Here is a 12831-nt window from a genome sequence, read left to right as displayed (position 1 = left end):
CCCCCGGACAGTGAGGTCCGACCGTGCCCCAAGCGGCCCGCCTCCCGGGTGGGCATCTACGGAGCAGGAGAAGCGAACCCCATGCGTATCGGAGTGCTCACCGCGGGCGGAGACTGCCCCGGTCTCAATGCCGTGATCCGATCCGTCGTGCACCGTGCCGTACACGACCGCGGCGACGAGGTCATCGGATTCGAAGACGGATTCAAGGGCCTGCTGGAGGGCCGCTACCGCCCCCTGGACATAAATTCCGTCAGCGGCATCCTCGCCCGCGGCGGCACCATCCTCGGCTCGGCCCGGCTGGAGCGGGACCGGCTGCGGGAGGCGTGCAACAACTCCGAGGAGCTGATCGACCGCCTCGGCCTGGACGCGCTCATCCCGATCGGCGGCGAGGGCACCCTGACCGCCGCGCGGATGCTCGCCGAGATCGGGCTGCCGGTCGTCGGCGTCCCCAAGACCATCGACAACGACATCTCCGCCACCGACCGCACCTTCGGCTTCGACACCGCCGTCGGCGTCGCCACCGAGGCCATGGACCGCCTCAAGACCACCGCCGAGTCCCACCAGCGGGTGATGGTCGTGGAGGTCATGGGCCGGCACGCGGGCTGGATCGCGCTGGAGGCGGGCATGGCGGCGGGCGCGCACGCCATCTGCATCCCCGAGCGCAACTTCGAGGTCGACGACCTGGCCAAGATGGTCGAGGAGCGGTTCGCGCGGGACAAGAAGTTCGCCATCGTCTGCGTCGCCGAGGGCGCGCACCCGGCCGAGGGCTCCATGCCGTACGAGAAGGGCGTGATCGACCAGTACGGTCATGAGCGCTTCACCGGAATCGGCAACCGCCTCGCGGTCGAGCTGGAGCACCGGCTCGGCAAGGAGGCGCGGCCCGTCATCCTCGGCCACATCCAGCGCGGCGGCACGCCCACGGCCTACGACCGGGTGCTCGCCACCCGCTTCGGCTGGCACGCCGTCGAGGCCGCGCACCGCGGGGAGTTCGGACGGATGACAGCGCTGCGCGGCACCCGGATCGTGATGGCCCCGCTCGCCGACGCGGTCTCCGAGCTCAAGCGGGTCCCGCAGGACCGGATGGACGAGACCGAAGCGGTCTTCTGAGCCGCGGCCCGGCCGCCGTCCCGCGAGACGCGGGTGCCGGGCGGCCGCAGCGGCCCTCCGCGTCCGGCCGCTGAACCACCGGGTGTGCGGAGGACTCCACACGCCCTCAGGTGCCCCCGCACGCCGGTCCGACCGACCGCCCGCACGCCGGTCCGACCGCCCCGGGCGACGGCGCCGCCGGGACGTCCGGCCCGGCGCGGTCGCCCGCCGCCGGAGCCGGGCGGCTCGATCAGCCCGTACCGCCCGGTCCCCGGCCCCTTCGCCCGGCCCGGTGCCGGAGCGGGGTCACTGCCCGTGCGGCTTCCCGTGCGGCTCGGCGGCCCCGGCGTGTGCCGGGCGGGGCGCGGTCCACGCCGCCCGGCGGGCTCCGGCGTCCTCCGGCCGCACCGTTTCCTGCTGCACCGTTTCCTGCTGCACTGTTTCTTGCTGCACCGTTTCCTGCTGCCGACCGGCCGGGGCCCGGACGAAGGCGAGCACCACCGAGGCGCAGGCGGCCAGCGCGGCGCCCACCAGCAGCACCGAGCGCAGCGGCGCGGCGTCCACCACCCGGCCGCCGAGGAAGGCGCCCAGCGCGATGGCCGCGTTGAAGACGGAGGCGAACAGGGCCCCAGCCGCCTCGCGTTCGAGCGGTGCCGCGGCCAGCACCCAGCTCTGGCTGCTCACCGAGACCCCGCCGTAGGCCAGACCCCACAGCAGCAGCGCCGCCACGGCCGCTCCGGTGGCCGGGCCCGCCGCTGCCAGCAGCAGGGTCGTCACCGCGATGCCCCCCGCCAGCGTCAACAGCGTGCTCTTGGGCCACCGGGCCGCGCGGGCGCCCGCCGCGAAGTTCCCGGCGACGCCCGCCGCACCGTAGGCCAGCAGCAGCACCCCGACCAGCGCGGGCGCGACGCCGGAGAGCTGCTCCAGTACCGGCCGTACATAGGTGTAGGCGGCGAAGTGGCCGGTCACCAGCAGCGCGAGGAAGACGAATCCGGTGCGCAGCCGGGGGTTCCGCAGCAGTCGCGGCAGCGTGCCGGGGCGCACCGGGCGGTCGGCGGGCAGCGCGGGCAGCAACAGCGCGAGGGCCACCGCCACGGCAGCCGACAGCCCTGCCGCGGCGCCGAACGCCGCCCGCCAGCCGAACGCTTCGCCCAGCATGGTGCCCGCGGGTACCGCCAGCACACTGGCCAGCCCGATGCCGCCGAAGACGGCCGCCAGCGCGGTGCTCAGCGAGCGCTGCGGCACCAGCCGTACCGGCAGGGTGGCCGCCAGCGCCCATACGCCGCCCAGGGCGACCCCCACCAGGACGCGGGCCATCAGCAGCACGGTGAGGGAGGGCGCCGTCGCCGAGAGGGTGTTGGCCGCGGCCAGCAGCAGCGCCAGCGCCGCCAGCACGGTGCGGCGGTCGAGCCTGCCCGCGGCGGGTGGCACGAGGGGCGCGGCGAGTGCCGCGACGATGCCGGTGAGGGAGACGGTCAGTCCCGCCGAGCCCTCCGAGACATCCAGGCTCCCGCCGACCGGGGTGAGCAGCCCGACGGGCAGCATCTCGGCCGCGGTGACGGCGAAGGTGGCGGACGTGAGCGAGGCGACACCGAGCCACGCACGCAGCGGCGTGCGCTCCCGGCCGCCGGGCTCGTGTCCTCGGGGATCCACGCGGGTGGGGGTCTCAGTCATGGTTCAAGACTTCGCGCCCGGCCGTCCGGGAACAACGGCGGACTTCTCATCCTTCCATGAGCAGGGCTCATCGGTCTTCCGTGAGCGAAGCAGCGGTCCGTCGACAGGGCGGGGGAGGGCAGGCCGGAGTGCAGGAGGCGGAGTCGGACAGCGGTGGCGGTACGCGGATCCGGTCGCTGGAGATGAGGGAACTGGAGTGCTTTCTCGTCCTCGCCGAGGAACTGCACTTCGGGCGCACCGGAGAGCGGCTGTACGTGTCGCAGAGCAGGGTCAGCCAACTGCTGCGCTCGCTGGAGAACCGGATCGGGGCGCGGCTGGTGGAGCGCACCAGCCGCCGAGTGGCGCTGACGGCGCTCGGCGCCCGGTTCCTCCAACAGCTCCGGCCCGCCTACGGCTTGCTGGGTGATGCCGTGGACGAGGCGCGCGCCGCGGCCCGGAGCGTGACCGGCCGGCTGCGGCTGGGGTTCCTGGGCAGCGCCGACCATCGGACGACGGCGGCTCTGGGCCTCCTGCACGCCCGTCATCCCCAGGTGGAGACCGCCATCGTGGAGATCACCATGGCGGACCCGTTCGGACCGCTGCGGCGCGGCGAGGTGGACGCCGCCGTGCTGCTGCTGCCGGTCGCGGAGCCCGATCTGGTGGTGGGGCCGGGTTTCGCGGAGCAGCCGTGGACCCTGGCCGTCTCCGCCGGCCACCCGCTCGCCGCCCGGTCCGCACTGAGCGCCGAGGATCTCGCGGACTGCCGGCTCATCGCCGCAGCGCCGCCCGCCCCCGGGTACTGGCGCGACTATCAGGCCCCGCCGTGCACGCCGGGCGGCCGCACCATCGCACGGGGCCCGGCGGTGACCACCCTGCAGGAGGGACTGGCCAACGCCGCCGCGGGGCGCGGGGGCATGCTGCTGTGCCGCCCCACGGCCGAGGCGCACGCCCGTGCGGACATCGCCTTCGTGCCGGTCGGCGGACTGCCGCCGTCGGAGCTGGCGGTGGTGACGGGAGGCGGCCACGGCAGCGCGTTGCAGCGTGCGTTCGTGCGGGCTGTGGCCGACTCCGCCGGTACGGTCCGTCCGGTTCCGGCCGTACCGGGACCCTGCTGAGGACCGCGGCTTCCCTCTCCGCAGCCGAGACCCCAGTCGGTACCCGCAGTCGGTACCCGCAGCCGGGCCGCGGCTGCGGCCGGCCGGAAGCGGATGTCCAACTTCACCCAATCGCAACCTTCTTCCCGCAGCGCCCGCTGACCCCGCTGCGACCTGCGGTCTCGCCTCCCGGGCCGCGCCCGGCCGAACTGGGCCACGGACGGGAACACTTGGATATTCCGGGGCGCGTGTGCTCCGGGTTGAGGATGCGAGTACCGTGCTGTCACCCGTCGTACGTGCATCTCGTGCGACGGTCCTACCGGAAGGAAAACGATGACAGCACTGCGCCTCAGATGGCAGCGGTCGGTCGCCATCGCGGCGACCGGTGCCGCGGCGTTCGTCGGTACCGCGATAGCGGCCGCCCCCGCCCAGGCACACACCCCTTCATGGTCGGTGACCTGCGACTCGGTCTCGATCGACCTGAAGATGTACGCGCCGAAGGACAACAAGGTCACCATCAAGGCCGGTGACGAGACGCTGATCAGCGAGACCTTCGGCCGTAGCTTCCACAAGAAGGTCGACCTGCCCGAGCACGGCGAGCCGCTGAAGGTCACCGCTCAGGTCGTGGCCTCGGACGGCGACCGCTTCTCGTGGGGCCCGGAGACCAAGACGTCCCCGGTCTGCGACAAGCCGACGCCCAGCCCGACGCCCAGCGAGTCGGAGTCCACCCCGCCTTCCTCGCCCAGCCCCTCGCAGAGCCCCAGCGAGAAGCCGGAGCCGAGCGCGCCCGAGTCCAGCTCCAGCGCCCCGGCGGAGAAGCCGCAGGGCGGCGGCGACGACCTCGCCGAGACGGGTTCCTCCAGCAACACCCCGATGATCGCCGGCATCGCGGCCGCCGTGGTCATCGCAGGCGGGGGCCTCGTCGCCTTCGCGCGCAAGCGCCGCTCCTCGCAGAGCTGATCCACCCGGGGCTGTCCCCCGTGCAGCCCCGGACCGTTCGTTCGGACGGTTGACGGACAGCCCGCACCACCGCCCGGCGGCCCGCCTCGGCCGGCCGCCGGGCGGCTCGGTCCCTCGCCCCCGCCCGACGGGCGGCCGCTGCCCGGGACGGGGCCCTACGCCCGACGGGGCCCTACGGCCCGCCGCCCGACGCCGGGCCTCCGCGCCACAGGTAGTGGTGCTCGGGGCGCCCCACCTGCCCGTAGCGCTGCCGCCGCTCCGCAGAGCCGGTGGTGACGAGGTGTTCGAGATAGCGGCGTGCGGTGATCCGGTTCACGCCGAGCGCCGCCGCTGCCTCACTCGCCGTCAGCCCCTCGCGGGCCGCCTCCCGCAGCCGGTCCGTCACCCTCGCCAGCGTCGGGGAGCTCAACCCCTTCGGCAGCGCCGAGGCGGCGGGCGCGGCCCGCAGCACCGACAGCGTCCGGTCCACCTCGTCCTGACTGACCGCCTCGCCCCCGGCCTCGGCCGTGGCGCGGAAGTCCGCGTAGCGCAGCAGCCGGTCGCTGAGCGTGCGGAACGTGAACGGCTTCAGCACATGCTGGACCACCCCGAGTGCGACCCCCTCGCGGATCATCGTCAGATCGCGGGCCGACGTCACCGCGAACACGTCCTCCGAGTGGCCCGCCGCACGCAGCGCGCGCAGCAGGTCCAGGCCGCTGCCGTCAGGCAGATACAGATCGAGCAGGATCAGATCGACGCCGCCGCCCCGGCCCGCCGCGTCCTCCAGCGCACGGAGCGCCGCGGCACGGGAGTGCGCCTTTCCGGCCACCTCGAACCCCGGCACCCGGCTGACGTACAGGGCGTGCGCGTCGGCCGCCACGGGGTCGTCCTCGACGACCAGGACACGGAGTGTCATCGCAGTACCTCCTGGCTCCCTGCCTGCTGCGGGAGGGGCAGCCGCACCTCGAACTCGGCGCCCGCACCGGGGAGATCACGGGCGCTGATCTCGCCCCCGTGCCGGTGTGCCGTCTGCCGCACCAGGGCCAGGCCGATGCCGCCGCCCCGGCCGGGTCTGGTGGACCAGTTCCGCTCGAAGAGCCTCTCCCCGGCTCCGGGCGGCAGGCCGGGGCCGGTGTCGGCGACGCGCAGCAGCAAGTCGCCGGAGCGGGTGCACCGGATCGTGACGGTCACCCGTGGGCTGTCGGCGGGCTCCTCGCCGGCCGGGCCCGTACCCGTCTGCGGGCCGGAGGGCGGGCCGGTGACGGCCTCCACCGCGTTGTCGATCAGATTGCCCAGCACCGTCACCAGGTCGCGGCCCGGAATCCCGGGCACGTCCTCGGCACCGGAGTCCGGATCGAGCGTCAGCTCGACGCCACGCTCCTTGGCCTGAGCGGCCTTGCCCAGCAGCAGCGCGGCCAGCACCGGCTCCCGCACCGCGCTCACCACCCGGTCGGTCAGCGCCTGCGCCAGCTCCAGCTCCTCGGTCGCGAAGCGCACCGCCTCCGCCACCCGGCCCAGCTCGATCAGGGAGACGACGGTGTGCAGCCGGTTCGCGGCCTCGTGGGCCTGGGACCGCAGCGCCTCGGCGAAGCCGCGCACCGAGTCCAGCTCACCGGCCAGCGCCCGCAGTTCGGTGTGGTCGCGCAGGGTCACCACCGTGCCCCGGCGCTCCCCGCCGTCCACCGGCGCGGTGTTGACGACCACGACCCGCTCGCCGGTCAGATGGACCTCGTCCCGGCGCGGCTCCCCGGCCAGCAGCGCTTCGGTCAGCTCGGGCGGCAGTCCGAGATCGGCGACGGTCCGGCCCACCAGCTCCTGCGGTCCGTCCCGCCCCAGCAGCAGCCGGGCGCCGTCGTTGACGAGCGCAACCCGTCCCTCCCCGTCGAGCAGCAGCAGTCCTTCGCGTACCGCGTGCAGCGTGGCCTGGTGGTAGTCGTGCAGCCTGCTGAGCTCGACCGCGTTCATCCCGTGGGTGTGGCGGCGCAGCCGGGCGTTGGTCAGATACGTGCCGACGGCACCCAGCGCCAGGGCCCCGCCGGCCACCGCGAGCACGGCGGTGAGCTGCTCGCCGACCTGTCTGCTGATGGTGTCGATGGTGATCCCGGCGCTGACCAGGCCGATGATCCGGCCCTCCCGTCCGCCGTGCCCGGCCTCCCGGACCGGGGTCACCACGCGCACCGACGGGCCCAGCGTGCCGGTGTAGGTCTCGTCGAAGGTGTGGCCCCGCAGCGCCGGCCCGATGTGGCCGACGAACTGCTCGCCGATCCGGTCGGGGTCGGGGTGCGTCCACCGCTTGCCGTGCGGATCCATGATCGTCACAAAGCTGACGCCGGTGTCCCGGCGCACCTGCTCCGCGTAGGGCTGCAGACGCGCGCTGGGATCGTCGGATCCGATGGCCGCCCGGACGGAGGGGGAATCGGCCACGGCCTGCGTCGTGGCCTGGGCGCGGTGCGTCGCCGCCTCCCTGGCCTGTGACTTTCCGGAAACGTACGCGAACACCGCGCATCCGGCGACCACCACGGCGACCAGCACCACCTGCACGGCGAAGAGCTGTCCTGCCAGGCTGCGCGGGCGGGACCGCAAGGGGGAGCGGGGTCGGGGGACGCGCATCGTCTCAGTCTGCCGTGGCTTGTTTCGTGCACGTAATGCACGTAAGGGTGACGCACATCGCACCGTGTTGCATAGTCGCCGGGACTCAACACGATCGGAATTCGCAATCGAGCGTCCACCAGGGCGTTCCGGCGGAGACATCGTGACGTGACCCATGGACGAGGAGCCGCCGACGTGTCGAAGAAGACACCGCAGCAGGCCGCAGCGGGTGCTGCGCCGGACGCCCCGCAGCAGCCGGGGGCCAAGCGGGACCGCACCCATTACCTCTACATCGCGGTGATCGGCGCCGTGGTGCTGGGCGTGGTCCTGGGACTGACGGCACCGGGGGTGGCCACCGAGCTGAAACCGCTCGGCACGGGGTTCGTCAATCTCATCAAGATGATGATCTCCCCGATCATCTTCTGCACGATCGTGCTGGGCATCGGCTCGGTCCGCAAGGCGGCCAAGGTCGGTGCGGTCGGCGGCCTGGCACTGGGCTACTTCCTGGTGATGTCGCTGGTCGCGCTGGCGATCGGGCTGGTCGTCGGCAACGTCCTGGAGCCGGGCCACGGGCTGCAGTTGACCGACGCGGCGCGGGACGCGGGCGCCTCGCAGGCCGAGGGCGGTGAGGGCCTGACCGACTTCCTGCTCGGCATGATCCCCACCACCATGGTCTCCGCCTTCACCGGGGGCGAGGTGCTCCAGACCCTGCTCATCGCGCTGCTGGTCGGCTTCGCACTGCAGGCCATGGGCTCGGCGGGGGAGCCGGTGCTGCGCGGCATCGGGCACCTGCAGAAGGTCGTCTTCCGGGTGCTGGCGATGATCATGTGGGTGGCCCCGGTCGGCGCCTTCGGCGCGATGGCGGCGGTGGTCGGCGAGACGGGTGTGGACGCGCTGAAGTCCCTCGCCGTCATCATGATCGGCTTCTATCTGACCTGCTTCGTGTTCGTCTTCGCCGTGCTCGGGACGATCCTGCGGGTCTTCACCGGCGTGAACATCTTCAAGCTGCTGAAGTACCTCGGACGGGAGTTCCTGCTGATCCTGTCCACCTCCTCGTCCGAGTCGGCGCTGCCCCGGCTGATCGCGAAGATGGAGCACCTGGGCGTCAGCCGGCCCGTCGTGGGCATCACCGTGCCCACCGGCTACTCCTTCAACCTCGACGGCACCATGATCTACCTGACCATGGCCTCGATCTTCGTCGCCGAGGCCATGGGCAACCCGCTCGGCATCGGTGAGCAGATCTCGCTGCTGATCTTCATGTTCGTCGCGTCCAAGGGCGCCGCCGGGGTCACCGGCGCCGGACTGGCCACCCTGGCCGGCGGCCTCCAGTCGCACCGTCCCGAACTGGTGGACGGCGTGGGCCTGATCGTCGGCATCGACCGGTTCATGAGCGAGGCCCGGGCGCTGACCAACTTCGCCGGGAACGCCGTGGCCACCGTGCTGGTCGGCACCTGGACCAAGGAGATCGACCGGGAGCGCGTCGGTGAGGTGCTGCGCGGTGCGCTGCCCTTCGACGAGCGGACCCTGGAGGCCGCCCACGAGGAGTCCGCCCGGGACCGGGTGGACGAGGCCGCGGCCGAGCAGGTCCCGCAGCAGGAGCGCGCCGCCGCGGCCGGCAAGGGCTGATCCGGCCCCCCGGTCCCCCCGGTCCCCCCGGCCCCCGAGGCCGCCCCGCCCCCGCCCCGCATCCGCCGGAGCGGGGGCGTTCCGGTGCGGGATCAGGTCCTGCGCAGCCGGAACCAGTAGAAGCCGTGCCCCGCGAGCGTCAGCAGGTAGGGCAGGTCGCCGACGGCGGGGAAGCGGACGCCGCCGATCAGCTCCACCGGGACCCGCCCCTTCCACTCCCGCAGATCCAGCTCGGTCGGCTGCGGGAACCGCGAGAAGTTGTGCACGCACATCACCAGGTCGTCGCCGCCGTCGGGGAGTCCGAGCTCCCGCAGGAAGGCCAGGACGCACGGGTTGGAGGAGGAGAGCTCCTCGTAGGAGCCCAGCCCGAAGGCGGGGTTCTGCTTGCGCACCTCGATCACCCGCCGGGTCCAGTGCAGCAGCGAACTCGGCGAGCTCATGGCGGCCTCGACGTTGGTGGCCTGGTAGCCGTGCACCGGATCCATGACGGTCGGCAGGAACAGCCGTCCCGGATCGCAGGAGGAGAACCCGGCGTTGCGGTCGGGCGTCCACTGCATGGGGGTGCGGACGGCGTCCCGGTCGCCGAGCCAGATGTTGTCGCCCATGCCGATCTCGTCGCCGTAGTAGAGGATGGGCGAGCCGGGCAGCGACAGCAGCAGCGCGGTGAACAGCTCGATCTGCTTGCGGTCGTTGTCCAGCAGCGGCGCCAGCCGGCGGCGGATGCCGATGTTGGCCCGCATCCGCGGGTCCTTGGCGTACTCCGCGTACATGTAGTCGCGTTCCTCGTCGGTGACCATCTCCAGGGTCAGCTCGTCGTGGTTGCGCAGGAAGACCCCCCACTGGCAGCGGGAGGGGATCGCGGGCGTCTTGGCGAGGATCTCGGAGACCGGGTAGCGCGACTCGCGGCGCACGGCCATGAAGATGCGTGGCATGACCGGGAAGTGGAAGGCCATGTGGCACTCGTCGCCGCCCGTCGCGTAGTCGCCGAAGTAGTCGACGACGTCCTCCGGCCACTGGTTGGCCTCGGCCAGCAGCACGGTGTCGGGGTAGTGGGCATCGACCATCCGGCGGACCCGCTTGAGGAAGGCGTGCGACTGCGGAAGGTTCTCGCAGGTGGTGCCCTCCTCGGCGTACAGGTAGGGGACGGCGTCCAGCCGGAAGCCGTCGATGCCCAGGTCCAGCCAGAACCGCAGGGCGGAGATCATCTCGTCCTGGACCAGCGGATTGTCGTAGTTGAGGTCGGGCTGGTGGGAGAAGAAGCGGTGCCAGTAGTACTGCCTGCGCACCGGGTCGAAGGTCCAGTTGGACACCTCGGTGTCGACGAAGATGACGCGGGCGTCCTGGAACTGCTTGTCGTCGTCGGCCCAGAGGTAGTAGTCGCCCCACGGCCCATCCGGATCGCGCCGGGACTCCTGGAACCACGGGTGCTGGTCGCTGGTGTGGTTCATGACGAAGTCGATGATCACGCGCATGCCGCGTTGGTGCGCGGCGTCCACGAACTCCACGAAGTCCGCCAGGTCGCCGAACTCGGGGAGCACGGAGGTGTAGTCGGAGACGTCGTAGCCGCCGTCCTTGAGCGGGGACTCGAAGAACGGCGGCAGCCACAGGCAGTCCACGCCGAGCCACTGGAGGTAGTCCAGCTTCGCGGTGAGCCCTCTCAGATCCCCGATGCCGTCGCCGTCGCTGTCCTGGAAGGAGCGGACGAGCACCTCGTAGAAGACGGCGCGCTTGAACCAGTCGGGATCGCGGTCCCGGGCGGGGGTGTCCTCGAAGGTGTCGGGGACGGGCTCGTTGACGCTCATGCGTGGGTGACCCTCCGGTCGGTGAGGACGGTCGCAGGGCGCGGACGCGGGCCGGGCGGAGGACCCACCTCCCCCGCAGGAGCCGCACGCCGCCCTCCCTGCCCCAGTGATCGGGCTCTTCGGCGTACGCGGCGCGTACCGGCAGGACCCGGAGCCGCTCAACTGAGCGGCACACGGTCCGGATGCGAAGCGCGAGCTGTTCAACGACACCGCCGCCGCGTGGGTGTGGTGCTTCGGCGGCCGACCGCGCCCCCGGCGGTGCGCCGGTGCGGACCGGCAGCCGCGCGCTCCCGGAAACGGCAACGGCTCCCAGGACCTCGACAGGTCCTGGGAGCCGATGTCACGCGCGGGCGGGCACCGATCCGCTGCCTCCCCGGTGGGGGACGGGCCGTAGCCCCGCGGGCGGCGCCGCCGCAGTTCAGCTACCGGTCACGTTCACCCCGGCCCAGGCGGCCTTCACCGCCTTGACCTCGGCGCTGTCCGCGCCGTAGAGGTCGGTGGCGGACTGCACGGTCGCCTTGCGCGCGCCCGCGTAGTCCGTCGTCGACGTCATCTGCTCGGTCAGCGCCTTGAACCAGATCTGCTCGGCCTTCTCGATGCCGATCCCGTCCAGCTTCTCGCCGTTCTTGGTGGGCGAGTTGTACTTCACGCCGTTCACCTCGCGCTCCCCGCTGCCCACGGACAGCAGGAAGAAGAAGTGGTTGGCGATGCCGGAGGAGTAGTGGACGTCCACGTCCCCGGCCTCGGGGCTCCAGTAGTCCAGCGAGCTGCCGTCCTTGCTGGGCTCGTCCATGTAGCGCAGCGGGGTGCCGTCGCCGTTGATGTCGATCTTCTCGCCCACGAGGTAGTCCGGCACGTCGTCCGGGCTGTCGGCGTGGAACTCGACCGCGGCGGCGAAGATGTCGGAGGTGGCCTCGTTCAGGCCGCCCGACTCGCCCGCGTACTCCAGGTTGGCCGTGGTGGAGGTGACTCCGTGCGACATCTCGTGCGCCGCGACGTCCAGCGAGGTGAGCGGGTTCTTGTTGCCCTGGCCGTCGCCGTAGGTCATGCAGAAGCAGGAGTCGTCCCAGAAGGCGTTGACGTAGTTGTCGCCGTAGTGGACCCGGCTGAGGGCGCCCTTTCCGTCGCCCGCGATGCCCTCGCGGCCGTGCACCTGCTTGTAGTAGTCCCACGTCTGGCCGGCGCCGTAGTGCGCGTCCACGCCCGCGGTGGCCCGGTCGCCGGTGGTGCCGTCGCCCCAGACGTCGTCGTCGTCGGTGAAGACCGTGCCCTCGCCGCTCTGGCCGCCGTTGAGGTCGGAGGTGCGGTTCCCGCCGCGCGCGTCGTCCTTCATCGTGAACGAGCCGGACGAGCCCGAGGTGCCGATCTCGACCTTGCCGCTGTACTGGCTGTTGCCGGTGCCCTCCTTGATGCCCTGGAACTCGAAGAGCTTCTTGCCGGTCTTCGCGTCGGTGATCACGTGGAGCTGGTTGGGCGCGCCGGACTTCTGCACGCCGCCGACGACGGTCTCCCAGGCGAGCACGGGCTTGCCCTCGCCCGCCCAGACGATCTTCCGGGGGGCCTTGCTGCCCTTGGCCTCGGCCTTGACGGGCTTGTGCGCGGCGGGGGCCGATGTCTTCACCGCGATCTTCGCGCGGGTGGCCTTGGAGGCGCCGGTGCGCTTGCCGGAGGCGGACTTGTGCACCACGAGGTCGCCGCCGAGGACGGGCAGCCCGTCGTAGGTGCGCTCGTAACGCACGTGTGTGGAGCCGTCCTTGTTCTTGACGACATCCTTGACGTGGAGCTTCTCCTTGGAGCCGAGGCCCAGGGCACGGGCGTCGGCGGACTTCGCCGCCTCCGTGTCCGCCGTCTTGACCAGCTTCGTGTGCTGGCTCGCGGTCAACTGCGCGGGCAGTGCGCCGTTCGCGGTGGTCTCGCCGGCCGGGGCCGCGCCCGCGGTTCCGGCGGTGATTCCCGCCGCGACCAGGGCCGCCGTGGCGGCGAGGGCAGATATCCGCTGCTTGGAGGTGATTCTCACGTCGGTGACTCCTTCTGCCGTGGGG

General features: G+C 72.3%; 9 protein-coding genes. 4 read left to right on the top strand and 5 right to left on the bottom strand.

The window, feature by feature from the left end; all coding sequences use genetic code 11:
* The first annotated feature begins 81 nt into the window (after nucleotides 1-81).
* The gene (locus tag BMX65_RS21040; RefSeq protein ID WP_075001907.1) at nucleotides 82-1107 is read left to right on the top strand and encodes an ATP-dependent 6-phosphofructokinase; all 1026 of its coding nucleotides are present in this window, start codon (nucleotides 82-84) and stop codon (nucleotides 1105-1107) included.
* Between the two features lie 285 nt (nucleotides 1108-1392).
* Here the strand turns inward: BMX65_RS21040 and BMX65_RS21035 are convergent, their stop codons facing one another.
* Nucleotides 1393-2760: an MFS transporter gene (locus tag BMX65_RS21035; RefSeq protein ID WP_075001906.1), complete on the bottom strand. Its 1368-nt coding sequence runs from the start codon at nucleotides 2758-2760 to the stop codon at nucleotides 1393-1395.
* A gap of 182 nt (nucleotides 2761-2942) precedes the next feature.
* Here BMX65_RS21035 and BMX65_RS21030 point away from each other — a divergent pair, with 182 nt between their 5' ends.
* A complete protein-coding gene (locus BMX65_RS21030) occupies nucleotides 2943-3854 on the top strand; it encodes a LysR family transcriptional regulator (protein ID WP_075002022.1) in 912 nt (303 codons plus the stop codon).
* 312 nt (nucleotides 3855-4166) lie between these two features.
* Nucleotides 4167-4793 (top strand): Hsp20/alpha crystallin family protein, encoded by a 627-nt coding sequence (locus tag BMX65_RS21025; protein WP_079172012.1) that lies wholly within the window; start codon nucleotides 4167-4169, stop codon nucleotides 4791-4793.
* A gap of 172 nt (nucleotides 4794-4965) precedes the next feature.
* Here the strand turns inward: BMX65_RS21025 and BMX65_RS21020 are convergent, their stop codons facing one another.
* Together BMX65_RS21020 and BMX65_RS21015 are read right to left on the bottom strand one after the other, a co-directional pair.
* Nucleotides 4966-5688 carry a response regulator gene (locus BMX65_RS21020; protein ID WP_075001905.1) on the bottom strand — a complete coding sequence of 241 codons (723 nt, stop codon included), beginning with the start codon at nucleotides 5686-5688 and terminating at the stop codon, nucleotides 4966-4968.
* Nucleotides 5685-7382, bottom strand: a complete 1698-nt coding sequence (locus BMX65_RS21015; protein WP_075001904.1) for an ATP-binding protein — start codon at nucleotides 7380-7382, stop codon at nucleotides 5685-5687. Before BMX65_RS21015 ends, BMX65_RS21020 begins: the two co-directional genes overlap by 4 nt.
* A gap of 174 nt (nucleotides 7383-7556) precedes the next feature.
* On the opposite strand from BMX65_RS21015, the gene BMX65_RS21010 reads away from it, so the two are divergent.
* The gene (locus tag BMX65_RS21010) at nucleotides 7557-8987 is read left to right on the top strand and encodes a cation:dicarboxylate symporter family transporter (protein WP_420856827.1); all 1431 of its coding nucleotides are present in this window, start codon (nucleotides 7557-7559) and stop codon (nucleotides 8985-8987) included.
* A 92-nt stretch (nucleotides 8988-9079) separates the two neighbouring features.
* Here the strand turns inward: BMX65_RS21010 and treS are convergent, their stop codons facing one another.
* A complete protein-coding gene (treS, locus tag BMX65_RS21005) occupies nucleotides 9080-10789 on the bottom strand; it encodes a maltose alpha-D-glucosyltransferase (RefSeq protein WP_075001903.1) in 1710 nt (569 codons plus the stop codon).
* A 418-nt stretch (nucleotides 10790-11207) separates the two neighbouring features.
* Entirely contained in the window at nucleotides 11208-12806 is a 1599-nt protein-coding gene (locus BMX65_RS21000; RefSeq protein ID WP_075001902.1) for a M4 family metallopeptidase, read from the bottom strand.
* Nucleotides 12807-12831 lie beyond the last annotated feature (25 nt).

It is taken from the genome of Streptomyces qinglanensis, assembly GCF_900111245.1.
Lineage (GTDB): Bacteria > Actinomycetota > Actinomycetes > Streptomycetales > Streptomycetaceae > Streptomyces > Streptomyces qinglanensis.
Note: the sequence above shows the minus strand (reverse complement) of the source record. Positions and strands in the feature narration are given on the sequence as shown.

Bases quoted from the DNA above. Each gene is read 5' to 3' on its own strand.
- BMX65_RS21040 (WP_075001907.1), top strand. From the start codon at position 82: ATGCGTATCGGAGTGCTCACCGCGGGCGGAGACTGCCCCGGTCTCAAT.
- BMX65_RS21035 (WP_075001906.1), bottom strand. From the start codon at position 2,760: ATGACTGAGACCCCCACCCGCGTGGATCCCCGAGGACACGAGCCCGGC.
- BMX65_RS21030 (WP_075002022.1), top strand. From the start codon at position 2,943: ATGAGGGAACTGGAGTGCTTTCTCGTCCTCGCCGAGGAACTGCACTTC.
- BMX65_RS21025 (WP_079172012.1), top strand. From the start codon at position 4,167: ATGACAGCACTGCGCCTCAGATGGCAGCGGTCGGTCGCCATCGCGGCG.
- BMX65_RS21020 (WP_075001905.1), bottom strand. From the start codon at position 5,688: ATGACACTCCGTGTCCTGGTCGTCGAGGACGACCCCGTGGCGGCCGAC.
- BMX65_RS21015 (WP_075001904.1), bottom strand. From the start codon at position 7,382: ATGCGCGTCCCCCGACCCCGCTCCCCCTTGCGGTCCCGCCCGCGCAGC.
- treS (WP_075001903.1), bottom strand. From the start codon at position 10,789: ATGAGCGTCAACGAGCCCGTCCCCGACACCTTCGAGGACACCCCCGCC.